Annotated in this window: 9 protein-coding genes and 3 pseudogenes; 3 read left to right on the forward strand and 9 right to left on the reverse strand. The window is 32.2% G+C overall.

Annotated features, from left to right (window positions below):
• Window positions 1-2,471, forward strand: a 2,471-nt coding sequence (locus tag CL818_RS01990; protein ID WP_353743974.1) for a DUF5686 and carboxypeptidase-like regulatory domain-containing protein, incomplete at its 5' end; no start/stop codon positions are given.
• Between the two features lie 189 nt (window positions 2,472-2,660).
• Here CL818_RS01990 and CL818_RS01995 read toward each other — a convergent pair.
• The 8 genes and pseudogenes from CL818_RS01995 to CL818_RS02025 form a co-directional block, all read right to left on the reverse strand.
• Window positions 2,661-5,942 carry a reprolysin-like metallopeptidase gene (locus CL818_RS01995; RefSeq protein WP_286971305.1) on the reverse strand — a complete coding sequence of 1,094 codons (3,282 nt, stop codon included), beginning with the start codon at window positions 5,940-5,942 and terminating at the stop codon, window positions 2,661-2,663.
• Window positions 5,943-6,091: 149 nt separating this feature from the next.
• Entirely contained in the window at window positions 6,092-7,111 is a 1,020-nt protein-coding gene (locus CL818_RS02000; RefSeq protein WP_286971307.1) for an AI-2E family transporter, read from the reverse strand.
• 6 nt (window positions 7,112-7,117) lie between these two features.
• Window positions 7,118-7,543, reverse strand: a complete 426-nt coding sequence (locus tag CL818_RS02005) for a VOC family protein (RefSeq protein ID WP_013188390.1) — start codon at window positions 7,541-7,543, stop codon at window positions 7,118-7,120.
• A gap of 14 nt (window positions 7,544-7,557) precedes the next feature.
• Window positions 7,558-7,809, reverse strand: coding sequence for a DUF7218 family protein (locus CL818_RS02010; RefSeq protein WP_286971312.1), 252 nt, complete (start codon window positions 7,807-7,809; stop codon window positions 7,558-7,560).
• 82 nt (window positions 7,810-7,891) lie between these two features.
• Window positions 7,892-8,626, reverse strand: a complete 735-nt coding sequence (gene rluF / locus CL818_RS02015; RefSeq protein WP_286971314.1) for a 23S rRNA pseudouridine(2604) synthase RluF — start codon at window positions 8,624-8,626, stop codon at window positions 7,892-7,894.
• Between the two features lie 14 nt (window positions 8,627-8,640).
• Window positions 8,641-9,852: pseudogene (locus CL818_RS02020) on the reverse strand (serine hydrolase domain-containing protein).
• A 305-nt stretch (window positions 9,853-10,157) separates the two neighbouring features.
• A pseudogene (locus tag CL818_RS13525) lies at window positions 10,158-10,586 on the reverse strand (inorganic diphosphatase).
• Between the two features lie 52 nt (window positions 10,587-10,638).
• A pseudogene (locus CL818_RS02025) lies at window positions 10,639-11,523 on the reverse strand (lysophospholipid acyltransferase family protein).
• Between the two features lie 52 nt (window positions 11,524-11,575).
• On the opposite strand from CL818_RS02025, the gene CL818_RS02030 reads away from it, so the two are divergent.
• On the forward strand, window positions 11,576-12,226 hold the full coding sequence (locus CL818_RS02030) for a rhomboid family intramembrane serine protease (RefSeq protein ID WP_286971316.1): 651 nt from the start codon (window positions 11,576-11,578) through the stop codon (window positions 12,224-12,226).
• Window positions 12,227-12,381: 155 nt separating this feature from the next.
• On the forward strand, window positions 12,382-13,023 hold the full coding sequence (locus tag CL818_RS02035; protein ID WP_502692199.1) for an SIMPL domain-containing protein: 642 nt from the start codon (window positions 12,382-12,384) through the stop codon (window positions 13,021-13,023).
• 81 nt (window positions 13,024-13,104) lie between these two features.
• Here the strand turns inward: CL818_RS02035 and CL818_RS02040 are convergent, their stop codons facing one another.
• A complete protein-coding gene (locus CL818_RS02040) occupies window positions 13,105-14,214 on the reverse strand; it encodes a TlpA disulfide reductase family protein (protein ID WP_286971319.1) in 1,110 nt (369 codons plus the stop codon).
• Window positions 14,215-16,399 lie beyond the last annotated feature (2,185 nt).

Below are 16,399 nucleotides of genomic sequence, written 5' to 3' on the forward strand. Positions count from 1 at the left end.
TTTTTTGTTTTAGTTTATTTACACTGTCTGTGTTAGCTCAAACTAAAGCTAGTGGTGAGGTTTTTGACTCTAACGGAGAACCTGTCCCTTTTGCTAATGTAATTTTAGAAGGTTCAACTGTTGGTACAATTACCAATGAGGAAGGCCGCTTTTATGTAGAGTCTGATAATAATTACGACGCATTAACAGTTAGTTTTGTGGGGTTTGAAACTCAGCGATTTGTTCTTGAAAAACGCAGTAATTACAACTTGAAAATAACACTTAAAGAAGAAGAAAACTCTTTGAGTGAAGTTATTATTTATCAAGGTAAAACTTCTAAAAAGAATAATCCTGCAATAGATATTCTCAAGAAAATTTGGGAAAACAGAAGAGAAAATGGTGTAAAGAAATTTAAACAATACCAATACGATAAGTACGAAAAGCTAGAATTTGATTTAAACACTATAGATAGTACACTTATTGAGAGCCGTATTTTTAATGGTATGGAGTTTATTTTTGAAGAAACAGACACCAATAGCATTACTGGAAAAACTTACCTACCTATTTTTATAAACGAAGAGTCCTCTAAAATTTTTGGAGATAATACCCTTAATGAAGAGAAAAAAGATCTTTTAGGAAATAAAAACTCAGGATTTAGTAACAACCAAAACCTAATTGCTTTTATAAAAGATCTTTATGCAGATTATGATGTTTATGATAATTATATAAAATTTTTCGATAAAAGTTTTACGAGTCCATTATCAAAAACAGGAGTTAATGTATATAATTATGTGCTTTCAGATAGCGCATATATAGATAACAAATGGTGTTATAATATTGTATATTATCCTAGACGTAAAAATGAATTAACCTTTAAAGGTGATTTTTGGGTAAATGATTCTACTTGGGCGATTAAGGATATTAATTTAAGAGTATCAAAAAGTGCTAATATAAACTGGGTAAAAGAGGTTTATATTGAGCAAGAGTTTGATGTTTTAAATGATTCAACATTCCTTATTACAAGAGACTACTTTATGTCAGACTTTTCTTTTAGAAAGAAAGAAGAGGCTAGAGGTATTTATGGTAAACGAACAACCTTATATGATAATTATAAGTTCGATATAAAGAAACCAAAAGACTTTTATGATAATGAGGTAGACCCTTTTAATGAAGCTATTTACAATAGGGATGATGCCTTTTGGCATAACAAGCGTCAAGAAGCACTTAATAAAGATGAAAAGGGTGTATATAAAATGTTAGATACCTTAAAAACTGTAAAAGCATTTAAAAGACTTTATGATATAGGAACTATACTAGCAACAGGATATATAGATTATGATGGTTGGGATTATGGTCCTGTATTTTCAACATTTGGATATAACACTGTTGAAGGCTTACGGGTACGTTTTGGCGGTAGAACTTATGGAACACTTAATGACCTTTGGCGTTTTCAAGGTTACGGTGCTTATGGCTTTAAGGACAACCAATTTAAATATGGTGTTTCTGGAAAAGTACTTTTAGATAGAAAATCTAGGCTTATCCTATCTGCTGGTAATAGGCGAGATATAGAGCAATTAGGTGCTAGCTTGACCAACAGTACAGATGTGCTAGGGAGAAGTTTGGCATCATCATCTTTAATTACAGTTGGTAGTAATGATAGGTTAAGTTCTATTAATCTTACCAATGTTGCCATAGAGTTTGAACCAAAAAAGAATTTTAGCTTCAGGACAGATTTTACATATAAAACTTTAAAATCTGCATCACCTACGTTTAGTTTGGATTACTTTATAGATGAAGCAAGAACACAGATAGCCTCAGAATTACAACAAGCAGAGATTTCTACAAAGCTATCTTATACGCCAGGAAGAAAAACTACAGGTTACGGAGTGGAGCGCACGCTTATTAATGAAGGTGAATATGCTAATGTATTTTTGAACTATACTTTAGGTGTAAAAAATTTAATTGATAGTGACTTTGATTACCAAAAAGTACAATTATATTATAGACAACCATGGAAAATAGGTGGTTTAGGAAGAATGACCACGACATTAGAAGCAGGAAAAACATACGGAGAAGTACCATTAGCTCTTTTAAGTGTTGTGCCAGGTAACCAAACCTTATTTTCAATTTTTAATTCCTTTCCGCTATTAAACTTTTATGAGTTTGTAACAGATACATATACATCATTTCATTTAGAACATAATTTTAATGGAAGGTTCTTTTCTAGAATTCCATTGATTAGAGATTTAAACTTGAGAGAGATTGTAGGAGTCAGAGGTGTATACGGAACACTATCTGATGAAAATAGAGCATTAGATGCTTCAGGTATATTTTTACAAGCACCAGACCTAGAACCTTACTATGAATACAGTTTCGGAGTAGGCAATATTTTTAGAATATTTAGGTTAGATTTTCATTTTAGAGGGAACTATTTTGATAATACAGATGCCAGAAGTTTTGGTGTTACAGGAGCCTTTGGGTTTAGTTTTTAAAATTTTATTTACAAAAAAATATATAATAAATTAGTATGTATTTTCAAGTTTAAGTAACATTAAGCAATGCTGGTAGGTTCTTTAAAGTGAGGTTTAACTGAGGTTTAAAAATACAGATATAATCTCTTAGTATAAAAAAAAAGCCAGCTATTTAGCTGGCTTTCATTAGTATTGAGCTTGGTAAATTAATTACTCTACAATTAATCGTTTAGTAGTAGTCTTACCATTATCAGTTTTAATTTGCACTAAGTAAGCACCTGTTGCTAAGTTAGAAACATTAACCGTATTGTTAGCTTGAGATAGTGTTGTTTTTAAAACAGATCTTCCTAACATATCAAATAATTTCACATCTAAATTTTTAGAATTAGAGAAACTAAAGTTTACAGTTGTATTAGAAGGATTAGGGTACATGATGATATCATTAGTTAATGTTACATCATTTGTTGTCAACACTTCGTCAATGCCACAATATTCAATAGCCCAATAATCAAGTGTACCATCATCCCCAATAAATGAATCTGAAATAGTTAATGTCCAGGTTCCTTGAGTACTTTCATTATTAAAAGCAGAAAGGGCATCTTGTGGTCTTACAGTACCATTTACTGTTGGTGTTCCAGAACATGAATTTACATTACCAGCATCATCAAATGTTGCTAAAATATCATCTTCTTCTCCACAAGCACCACTAATTAATACTACTGTTGTACCTGAAGGGCTTTCGAGTTCTAAAGTAAGGTCTGAAACATATGTGTGCTTTAAATCTATTAAAACATTAATATCAGAGATAGGTAAATCATCATCTATTGTTATAGAACTTGTTACTGAAACTATTGAGCTTGTTAGTGTTGCAGATGTATTTTCTTCACTATTACATGTTGAAACACCAGTTGTAAATTGATTTGAGTTTGTAAACTCAGCTTCACCGCAATCATTAAATGGTTTTACTCTCCAATAATAGTTAGTTGATTCATTTAAGACTATAGAAGAATTGTACATTGTTGTTTCAACTGTAGCTGTTTCAATAATATTTGTAAAAGTTTCGTTTGTAGAAACTTCAATAGTATAAGATTCTGAAGCACCTGTTGAATCTTCAGACCACATATATTGTGGAGAAGTACTTTGGTTCTCGCTGTTATTTGCAGGAGCACTTAAGCTTGGTGTGTCAAAGTTTGTACCTATAAGTGAAATTGTAGCATCTTGAGTTTTAGATAAGCTACCAGAATCACCTTGATATGTAATTACATAATCTCCAGAAGAAGCATTCTCAAAACCACTTATTGTCATTGTTACAGTTTCTGTAGTCGTACTAGAAGTCTCTGGTGAAAATGTAGCAGAAGCTCCTGTAGGTAATCCTGTTGCAGAGTATGTTACAGTTTCTGTAAACGATGATGAAGGTGTGTAAGTAAATGTAAGAGTTTCTGAACCAGCATTAGAACAAGCGTCTTTTTCTACCTCATTTGCAGTTAAAAAGAATGTAGCTTCAACAGATTCCTCAATAGTTATAGCACTATCATTAACATCTAAAAACACATTATCTGCTGCCTTTACCATAAGTCTTCCAGTAGTAGTTAAAGTTGGCGGCACAGTAATGTCTTCATCACCATCATTTAGGGTGTTTAAAGCTAAAACAACAGTATCAGAAAAATCACCTGCTGCAGAAAACAGGATGTTTACAATTTGACAATTTACTGATGTGCCATCTGTTCCTGCAACATTCCATGAGATGGTTTCTGTTTCTCCTTGTATCCAAGTTGTTGCATTGTTTTGAGAAGAAACTTCAAAAGGACCAGCTAAAATATCAGTAGATAAGGTCATCAAATCATCTGCCGTTTGCCCTGCATACATGACATTATCTCTTACAGTTAATGCAAATTCAAAATCTCTTTGGTTGCTAGGGATTACTTCCCAAGTAGGAGTAAGGTTGTTGTCTAAAATATCACTTAATTGAGGAAAAAACCTAAAAGGTTCTACAGTACCTCTTCTAGATCTAAACATAGGTCCAGCTGTAGCTAAAGCTATAGGAAGTAATGGTGATTGCATGTCTTCATTGTCATTTTGTTCCCAAGTGTAAGTTAATATATCATCTGAATCTGGATCTTCACCAACACCGGTAAGTTGAAATGCAGTGTTAATAGGAATTGTATAATCTGCGCCAGCATCTGCTGTTGGTGCATTGTTAATTGTAGATGTTTCTATTATATCAGGACAAAATGAGCTTACCCCAGATTGTATATTAGCACTTATATCTCTTATGTTTACGTAGTTAAAATAATCATCAGATTGATCTTGAACATTTTGACCAAGGCAAATCCCAGCATACCCCATTATTGTAGAGCCACTTCCTGGTTCTACTTCAGTATTATTACCAGATTTTAAACACGTTAGTGTTCCATTGTNGGTGTGGTATCCTCCAATTTGGTGTCCCATTTCATGTGCTACGTAATCAATATAAAAAGGATCGCCTGTTGGGTTTGGAAGACCTGTATAACCACTACCTTTATTTCCTGAATTACAAACACACCCTATACATCCAGCATTACCACCACCAGAAGTATTAAAATTATGACCTATATCATAATTCTCGTCACCAATTACCATATCTATTACCTCTTGAGTTTTGTCATTATACTCACCATCCCATGGATCTGTCTCNGGATCTAAATAAATGATTAGGTCTGTATTTGGTATCAACTCAAATGTAATTCCCATTTCTTTTTCATAAACACTATTTACTCGGCTCATAGCAACCACCATTTCGGATAGTACATTAGCTTTCTGTGTAGCTTCATCACCAGTGCCTGCAAAAAGTTGAGCATATTCTCCAGTACAAGATAATGCTAGCTCAAACACTCTAATTTTAGTGTCGTTTGTAGCTCTTAACGTGTTAGAAGGGAAAGAACCTCTATCTACTTCTACAAAAGAATTGTCTGTCTCACAAGAAAATTCTCCTACAGACAAGTTTACCAAATGGTCTCTTTTATAAACCATATAGACAGACTTGTCTTTTGTATAAGGGTCAATGTAAACTGTAGATTGTCCAGGTCTTGAAATACTAGCATGTAAACCGCTATTAGTAACACTAAAACGCATATAGTTACCAGGATTGTCTAAAGACTGAGCAACATAACTTCTTATGTTTGGATATTTAGCTTGTAGCTCTGGATGTAATGTTTGAGTATCTAAAACTCCAAATCTTTCAAAATTTCCTCCAGTTGTAGGAACACTAATAATATGATTAGATTTTCCGAAAAACTCACCTCGTTTAGGCGCGTTATATAATTTGCTTTTTAAGTTTTCAATATCTAAATTGAAAAGCTCAAAAGTTGTTGGCATATGATCATTTCTAAAGCCAACTTCTTGTTGTGTAATTTGTCTAGTCGATCTAGACCAATCGTTCCCGTTTTGAGCGTGCAATCCTGACAAGAATAAGCAGGCTAACACAGAGAAAAGTAAGGTAGTTTTCAAGTTCATAATACTATTGATTTTTTAATAACTATCAATGATATTAATTATCTGATTAACATAATAATAATTTAATATTATTTAATATAATACAACTAAACTTACTGATGAAAGGTAAAATACTTCGTTGAGAGATTGATTTTTTGAGGAATCAAATTTTAAAGACGAGCTTCATTCTTTCCATACTCATTCTTATAAATTTTCACAATTAACAAGAAAAGAGAGATTAATAATGGTCCAAAAATTAAACCAATAAATCCGAAAAGTGGTACACCTACAACTACTCCAAATAATGTAATTAATGGGTGTACATTAGAAAGCTTTTGTAACATATATAAACGTATAAAATTATCTGTAGCACCCACGACTACCATACCGTAAATAAATATAGCTATAGCTTGCCAATGCATACCTTGTGCATAAAGTAAAATTGTGACAGGTATGATACCAATTGCTGTACCAATAAAAGGAATCATAGATCCTATGGTAGTTATAACAAACCAAAAGAAAGGATCTGGTACACCAAATATTAAAAACCCAATAAGAGCTATAATACCTTGGCAAATTGCAACTAATGGAATACCAATTGCATTTGCTCTTACCAAATCACTACTTTCCTTACCAATAAGAATTAAATTATCGTGACCAATTGGTATATATTCATCTAAAGCTTCTCTTAGTTGGCTACGGTTGGTAAGCATATAATACAACATAAAATATAATATACCTATTGCAATAAAAGCATCAAAAGTACCGCCAGCTAAATTCTTTAGATTATCTCCAACCCAACTTGCTATTTTTCCAGTATCTATTTGTGAGCTTAGGTCATAACCAACGCTTAACTCCCATTTGTCAACTTGTGTTTTTACAGCTTCAATAACACGTTCAGAATTATCTACAGCTTTACCAATCTTTGAGGTTAGCATAATGATAATTANACTAATTGGGACTAAGATCCCTACAAATGAACCAAGCATTAATAAACCGCTTGCTAGGTTTTCGTTCCAACCTTTACGTAATAAGATTACCATCCATTTTCTTAATAGGACATAAAAGGTAATAGCACCTAAAACGCCACCTAGATAAGGTATAATCTCTCTAAAAATTAAGATGAGTAAGAAGAGAATGACAATAATAACAAATAGTTGTCTTACAAGTGTTGGAGAAAGTTTTTTCATGGGTTGTTAGGATGCAAAAAGTTGAGACATATCTTTAAAGGCTTTAAATTCTAATGCATTGCCACAAGGATCATAAAAAAACATAGTCGCCTGTTCACCAGTTTTTCCTTCAAACCTAATATAGGGCTCAATTACAAAATCAATATGTTTACTCTTTAGGTCTTTTGAAAATTTTTGAAATACAGCCCAATGTAACACAACGCCAAAATGGGGTATAGGTACATCCTTACCATCAACAGGATTAGTATTGCTTGATTCAGATTTAGATTGTTCTTTATAATGAATAACTAATTGGTGCCCAAAGAAATTAAAATCTACCCAATGGTCTGAGCTTCTTCCTTCCTGGCAACCTAAAACGTCTCTATAAAACTCACGCGCTTTCTGAAGGTTGTGTACTGGTATTGCTAAGTGAAAAGGGTTAATTTTAGACATTTAATACTGTTTGGTTAGTTATTTCTTAATGCTTTAATAAGTTCTTTTTTAGACATGTTTGATCGACCATCTATACCTACTTTTTTGGCTTGCTTGTATAATTCGTCTTTTGTCCTATCCTCATAAGTATCTGCTTTACCACCTTTTTTACCAGAATCTGGTGTATTGGCAATTCGTGCAGATTTTTCTTTACTATAGCCTTTGTCTCTTAGTGCTTCATATTGCTCCTCATTCTTAACACNAGGTATATCNTTCTTCTTTGCCATTTTNATTTTAAAGATAAGTGCTTCAAAATAAAAAATATTTAAAAATAACTTAAAACCAATATGTCTTTAGCAATTAAGCACCTTAGTCATTTTCTGGAGCGGTTTTCTCTGAGTCTTCTAATAAATCTTGCAGCTCTTTAAATTCTTGATCTGTAAAATCTCTATANTCTCCAACTGGAATATCTAGAGTTACATTCATAATTCTAATACGTTTAAGGGTTAGTACCTCGTAACCCAAATACTCACACATACGTCTAATTTGTCTGTTAAGACCTTGAGTCAACACAATTTTAAACATATAATCAGTAATTTTTTCTACTTCGCATTCACGTGTTACAGTATCTAAAATAGGAATTCCAGATTTCATTCTATTTACAAAATCNTCAGAAATAACACGATCTACAGTAACAATGTATTCTTTTTCGTGGTGGTTTCTTGCTCTTAATATTTTGTTTACAATATCTCCATCATTGGTTAAGAAAATAAGACCTTCACTAGGTTTGTCTAATCGTCCTATTGGGAATATACGGCTAGGATAATTAATGTAATCTATAATATTATCTTTNTCTACGTGTGTATCTGTGGTACAAACAATACCAACGGGTTTATTAAAAACTAANTACACAGGTTTTTCTTCTTCTTGTCCAACAAGCTTTCCATTAACGCGTACTTTATCTTTTGCAGGATCTATCTTTTGGCCCATTTCTGGACGTTGGCCATTTACGGTAACATAGCCTGCTTCAATAAGCTTATCTGCTTTTCTGCGAGAGCAAAAGCCAATTGTTGTAAAGTATTTATTAATTCTAATTGGTTCCATNAAATGTTTAGTAATTAGTCTTCTNNTGTAAGTGTAAATTGTTGTCCTGCTTGGGTAAAGGTAAACTCCTTGTAANTNCCTTCTTCNANTTTATCAAACATAATTTTAATACCTGCNCCAGAAAACTCGAATTGNGTTTNTGATNNTGCNGTTAAAGGAAAAGCACCTTGNCCTNTTGCTTGGGCTTTAAGTGAATTACCGTCTGAAGATATAGTAATTTTAAGAGGAAAACTCGGTGAGCTAAATGTTCCTTCATANTGTGATAATANTTCTGAAGAGATATTGAATTCTGAAAAATCTGGCAACTCAACGTCTTTATTGTAAGCTATATTTAACACTGTAACTAAAACATCATTTAAATTAAGTGCTAAGCCATTAGATAAAATTGAAACTGCAATTTTAGAAGTAGGGAAATAATATAGCTCAGATTTAAAACCGTCTATAGAGCCGCCATGGCCAAAACCAGAATCTTCATAAAAAGGAACTTTAAATAAACCGTGACCAAAATGATCTATAGTAGTTTTCATTTGATCTAATGATGTACTTGTAATAAGTTTCTCTGNAGTTAAAAGTGAGTTTATAAAAANAGTTAAGTCTGAAACTGTAGAAACTATTGCNCCAGCACCGCTAGGAATACTTAAATGAGAATCNTCTAATTTACTCCAAGATGAAACATATTGAAATGATGAGGCTTCATTATTTNCTATTTCTATTNCCTTACCATAATACGTNTTTTTTAAACCNAAAGGTTCTGCNATCCTAGACTGTAAACTTTTTGCATAGTCTTGGCCTTCAATTTCTTCAATTATATAACTTAAAAGTACATAGTTGGTGTTGCTATATTCAGACTTATCGTTTGGATAAAAAGCAGGTTCTAAATTATAAATTAACTCTAATAAATCTTCGTGAGAAGTTTCATTATACATNANATANGGAAANGCAGGACTNGTNGTNAAATTNTAAATNCCACTTCTNTGATTTANNAGNTCTTTTATNGTNATNTCTTCNGAATNTTNAATTTNAGGAAAATANGNAGANAGNTTNGTGTCTANTGATAATTTNCCNGCTTCNATAAGNTGANAAATNATAGTNGCNGTAAANGTTTTACTNATAGAGCCAATCCTAAANTTNGTNTCTANATTATTTTTAANNCTATCTNTTACAGAAGCATANCCNATGGCATTACTGTAAAGAGTNTTCNCNATNTTTTGNNACNTTNACAGCACCCATAAANTTGTTNTGNTTATCTAATAANTTNAAATAGGCATCTGCTNTTGCANTNTTAAANTTNTCTTGNGCNNANAAAGANATNNTTATNCANATAAANAGNNTANAGCTAATTAAGANTTTCATGATGNTTNNNTTAANAACGTGNTANTGCNATAANNNTTACAANTGCCACTTTNTGATTATNGNTTTGGCNACAGTTTCNTCTTNTATGCCTAATATAACATTTTGCCCAGAAGNATCATAATTGTTATACCANGTTAAAAGCATNNNTATNCTTGCNGGATAACNNTCTTNCCATTCTTTANATGNTTCNANATCTAANATNCGATCTGTAGCTNTTNNNAGGAACNGCAATAATNTTATCATCTTCTTCGCCTTCATCTACAATTCTTANNACAGCNATNGGNATAACNCTTAANANNGTNCCNGTTNNCTTAGTNTCTGANANNACNATAATGTCTAGAGGATCACCNTCACCACCTTTNGNNNTNTCNCTTAATGTGCNAGGTATNAAACCATAATTACCNANGTATGGTAAAAANTTAATNANCCTNTCTTTNCCNTNAATTTGNTCTACNTTAAACTCNAGNNNTTNTTTATTGTANTCAATTTTTTTNGTNGTACCTGCAGGAATTTCNATAACTGCANTTATNNANCCTTNTGAAGTATAGGTNTCAANNTTGCTGAGGTCTTNNTTTTTACANCCAAAAAACNACANGTAGCTANNCAAANGCANGNNANTTTNAATANTNTNNTANAGNTNNNTGGCATAAAATATAAGTTTAGCTATTNACNGGTCTTTTNTGNTTCCAGCGTTTATGNGTCCATAANTAATNCTCTGGTTTTTCTCGTATTTGGTCTTCTANANAATTNAANTANGCNTCTGTNATTTTATAATTCTCAACNNTTNNNGGTTCTGTNGTNATNGTTTTAAANGTAGCTTCATAATGNCCNCNTTTNACNTTTTCNATATGNANNTATGNAACAGNNANNTCTAAGCGTTTGGCNAAAACNTCAGANCCNACAAATACAGGTGTATTTATNCCCATAAATTCTCTCCAATAATCTGTTTTNCCNCCTTTNGGNGCTTGGTCTGCAATCATNCCATAACTNGCTAANNNNCCTTTAGCCTTNTTNCGCATCATNGTTTTAGGTGTNTCTAANGTNGTNATNATGGTAGAGTCATANCTNCTTCTTATNTCNTTAACTAGNTTATCAAAATACGGNTTCTTNATTTTNTTNTAAATNCCNTANGTCTTGTANTTAAAGTTGTAAAANGCTGCAGAAAGTATCCANTCNTAACTNGCATAGTGNGCACACATNATNATANTTCCTTTNTTNANGTTTTCTAACTCTCTTANGGCTTCANGNTTGGTNTANACAAAACGCTTTTTTAATTCTTTNTCTGAGATNGAAAGNGTTTTAATCATCTCTAAAAACATATCGCACATATGTTTNTAAAACCCTTTTCTAATNTTAGCTATTTCAGAATTNGTCTTNTNAGGAAAAACNCNTTTAAGNTTNGAGTCTACAACANNTCGTCTGTATCTTATNATGTAATACACAATAAAATAACAACAGTCTGAAACTCTATAAAANAACCAAAACGGAAGTTTGGANAACCCNAAAAGTAANGGGTAAATAAGTATAAAGGCTAGTCTTTGCATGTTAAAGATTTCGGCAAAAATAATGTATTTTTGAGTCTTAAATTACATATTTATGGGCGATATAGCCATAGTTACTATTATTATCATTGCAGCAAATGCATTAGTGTCTTATAAAGGCTTTAATGATTTTGANTTTTTCGAATCATACAAATTTAATATTGGTGCTATTAAGAGAGGCGAGAAGGTAAGAATGATTACTTCTGGGTTTTTGCACGCCAACGTGCCGCATCTTATTTTTAATATGATAACGTTATATTTTTTTGCCAATGTTGTAATTAATAGGNTAGGGACTTTTTCNTTTGTAATCATTTACCTCGTAAGTCTTGCTTTAGGTAGCTTATTGTCATACTATTTTCATAAGGATGAATACCATTATAGTGCTGTTGGCGCAAGTGGTGCAGTGTCTGGTGTAATTTATGCTTCTATATTATTATATCCAGAGATGAGCCTGTATTTCTTCTTTATTCCAATTCCTATTCCAGCTTATATTTTTGGTATTGGGTATTTACTATATTCTATTTATGGAATGAAAAAACAAGTAGGGAATATTGGTCATGATGCTCACTTTGGCGGCGCAGTAGGTGGTTATATCATGACATTAGCATTTGCGCCATGGGTTTTAAGCCAAAACTTATTAATGGTTGTGTTGCTAGCATTACCTATAGTTGTGCTTTACCTACTTCATCGNACAGGTAAAATATAGATTNTTTTATTTAAGTGCAGTTTAGTTGAGACTCTTGTAAGCTATAAATTGGTTCAGGTTTTTAACTTTGGTATCTTTATTGTAATTAACCAAAGAAAACAAAAACTATGAAACAGCTAACAGTATTATTAGCCTTAATTTTTACCACAACTATGATGACAGCACAACAAAATCCACAACCTACAATTTCTGTAAAAGGAGAAGGTGTAATTAATGTTGTACCAGATCACGTCATAGTAAAGGTTAGGGTAGAAGAAGAAGGAACATCTGCAGTTGATGTTAAAACNAAAACAGATGCNTCTGTAGATAATGTCATTAAATTTTTGAGAAAGCTNAAGATTGAAGATAAGAACATACAAACCAACTTTGTACGTTTAGATAAAAGCTACAACTACAACACCAAAGAATATAAGTATTCTTCAAACCAATCTATTAGTATAAAGATTGAAGACTTAGAGCAATACGATGCAACAATGAGTGGCTTATTGCAGTCTGGTATTAATAGAATAGATGGAATTGAATTTGGNGCAAAGAACTTAGAAAGCTTGCAGGTAGAAGCTCGTAAAAAAGCAATGCTTAATGCAAAAGATAAAGCAGAGCAGTATGCTAGTACATTAAACCAAACAATTGGTAAGGCAATAAGTATTTCTGAACAGGGAACAGCTAATCCTATAGTTCCTAAAGTAAGAATGATGGCTATGGAGTCTGACTTTGCNGGAAGTGAACCTCAAGAAACTTTAGCTAAAGGAGAAATTGCAATTAAGATTGATGTTAATGTAGTTTTTGCACTTAACTAATATTTAAATTGTCGCAAATAAAAACGCCTAAGTTTAAAACTTAGGCGTTTTTTTATTTTGATAACTATCAATCGTAAGTGNTTAATTTAAAAGCTCTGCCATTTTATCTTCAAGGTCTTTGCCTCTTAAATTTTTTGCGATAATTACGCCNTTTTCATCTAATATAAATGTAGCTGGAATAGATCTTACACCGTATTGTTGTGCTATTGGTTCTTGCCAAAACTGTAAGTTAGAAACATGTTGCCAAGTAAGGTTNTCATCTTCAATAGCTTTTAACCAACGCTCTTTTTGAGTGCTTTTATCTAAAGAGATTCCAACAATATTTAAACCTTTATTGTGATATTTTTCATACACTCTTACAACATTAGGATTTTCAATTCTACAAGGTTTACACCAAGATGCCCAGAAATCTAATATNGTAACTTTGCCCAACGCATCTTTTAAAGAAAGCGTTTCTCCATTTGGAGTAGGACCAGAAAAATCTGGAGCTTTTGCACCTATATCTGTAGCGCTACGAGCAGATAACATTTTAGACAAATTCTTACCAAGGCTAGAGGTTTTAACTTCATCAGAAAGCTCATCGAACATCTCCTTAGCTTCAATACTCGAAATAGTTTTAAGGTTAGTTAAATCTGTAAGTGCCAAAACAGCAACTAAAGATGTTTTGTGTTCTTTAGCTACGTTTATTTTATAAAGCTTGTCATTTTCTATAATCTCTTCACGTTCCATTTTAATAGAAGAGATTGTAGCAGTATCTCCTTGAGACATAGCTTCTCTTGCTTTTTGAGTGCCTTCAGAAATACGTTTATTAGTCTCTGTTAAATGATTTAGGTAATCTTTGAAGACTTTATTTTGAGCACCACCTTTAATTACAGATTGGCGTAAACTGTCTTTATAAACAGTCATACTTATAGCTTCGTTTTCTGCTATAAATGGTAAGTTTANGCTAATACCTTCAATATTTAAGAAAGCAAGGTATTGTCTNTCTGTGTCTTGAGGGTCTAATTTAAATTTACCTTCAGCAATTACTGCAGAGTCAATTTTTGTAGTAGCATTATTTTCTTCTAAGTGGCTTATGTAAACTTTTTTGCCATTAAACGACTCATCTATAGTACCATTAACGGCATAGCCTGTATCTTTTTTACAGCTAAAGCATAATGCTATGGTTGCAATAAGTAGTATCTTTTTCATTTTGTGTAATTTTGNAAACAAAAATAAGGAGAAGACATCTATTTACAGAAGATTTACGTAAATCTTTATTTTTAAATGAATGTAGTTATAAACATTTGGTGTAATGCCAAGGGAATTAGAATATGAAACAGCAACTAGAAGAGTTTCCATTAGATATTAAGGTGAGCTTTCACAAAGTTATAGAGCAATACAAGTCTGAGATTGGCTCTGTAACNAGCAGTATTGCTAAAGCTAATATGGAGAATATACTTAAGTATGCCTCTTCATTCCCTAAGCTTACAGAAGGTATTAATGACTTAGAAGAGCTTACAAAACACCAAGCTGCTATTAAAATCCTATTGGATGATCTTTTTCCGTCTATCTTAACAGATAATGAGATTAAGGCTGCATCAATCCCATTTCACGATATTATCTTTAATGCTTCAAAACGTTTTAAAAGTATAATTAATAACGCAGGAGAAGACTTTCAGTTAGATGCAAGGAACTTTGATGAGAACTTATATTACATCTATGCCTGTATCATAATTATAAAGCAGTATTACAAATATCCTATTGATTTTTCTAGACCGCTTTATTATGATATACCCGATGAAGATGGATTAATGAGGCATTATCGCATCGCGATGAATGCAGATTTTATAGATATTGAACCAACAGATCGCTCTATAGATATTTCTAAAGATGATATAGAACTTCTTATTCAGAACTATAATGATATAGATCTTTGGAAATCTAAATTNCCTCCNAANAGCTGGATTTTAAAAGGCTTTACAATTGTAAACCTTACNGATGTNACTATAGATGATGAAATTTCTAATCTAAAAACTACACTTCTAAGTCGTGAAAATAATTCAGACGAAGAGATGCAACGTTTTCAAAGTATCTTTAGATCTATTTTCGGACTAAGAGATTTAAGAGCNGGATTTACAGCTTTTAATAAAACAGATGAAACCNTATCNTATTTAGAAGGCAAGTCTGCAAGAAGTTATATANTAGATTCAAAGAGTAATCAAGATTGTGGTACTGTACTTTGTGAGAGTTCATATAAAAACTTAGTAGAAGATAAGTCTTACTTTACAATTGTAGATGTAGATAAATATGCAGANGCAACCGATCATAANNTACTNTCTAAAAACCTTCTAAAAAACAATATAAAGAGCTGTATTTTGGCTCCTATTGCTAAAAATGGNGANCTNTTAGGNATATTAGAANTAGTGTCTGATAANCCATATGAGCTAAATAGCATTAATGCAATTAAGTTAGAAGACATCTTACCATATATTGTTACTGCGGTAGAGCGTAACAAAAGAGATTATGAAAANAGAATAAAAGCTGTTATACAAAANGAATGCACATCTATACATCCTAGCGTNCATTGGGTTTTTGAACAAGAAGCAAAACGATTTATTGAAGATTTAGATGATGATGGTATTGCATCTTTTAGAGATATAGCTTTTGAAGATGTGTATCCATTATACGGCCAAATTGATATNGTNGGATCTTCTGATGCTCGAAATGATGGCATTCAACGCGATTTAGATGAACAACTNAATGCAGTATTAGATATTTTAGAACTTGCGTGTTCTGAAGAAGAGCTGCCTATTTATGAGCAATTAAAATATAAGATTATAGAGGTTAAAGATGAATTGTCAGATTCTTTAAATGCCTCTACAGAGCAAAATATTTCTAATATGTTTAAGCACGAAATAAAACCNTTGTTTAANCATCTTTCTAAACGCTCTAAGTCCTGTAAAGCTGCAATTTTANAATATAGAACATCAATTAATCCAGATACAGGTTTATTTTATCATCATCGTAAGGATTATGATCTTACTGTGGAGCGTATAAATAAGAACTTAGCAAGATATATAGATAATAAGCAGTTAGATGCTCAAAAAATTTANCCTCATTATTTTGAACGCTATAAAACAGATGGTGTAGATCATAATATTTATATAGGAAACTCAATGACTCAAAAGAATAAGCCTTTTGATGAGCTTTACCTATCTAATCTNAGATTGTGGCAGCTAAGCACTATGTGTGAGATGGAAAACAGATTTTACCGTATACAGGAAAGTATGCCGTTACAGTTAGATGCTGCATCATTAATATTGGTATTCAGCAGTACGCTTTCCATACGATATAGGATGGATGAGAAGAAATTTGATATAGATGGTGCTTATAA

This window comes from Croceibacter sp., assembly GCF_002716225.1.
Classification (GTDB): Bacteria; Bacteroidota; Bacteroidia; order Flavobacteriales; family Flavobacteriaceae; genus Croceibacter; species Croceibacter atlanticus.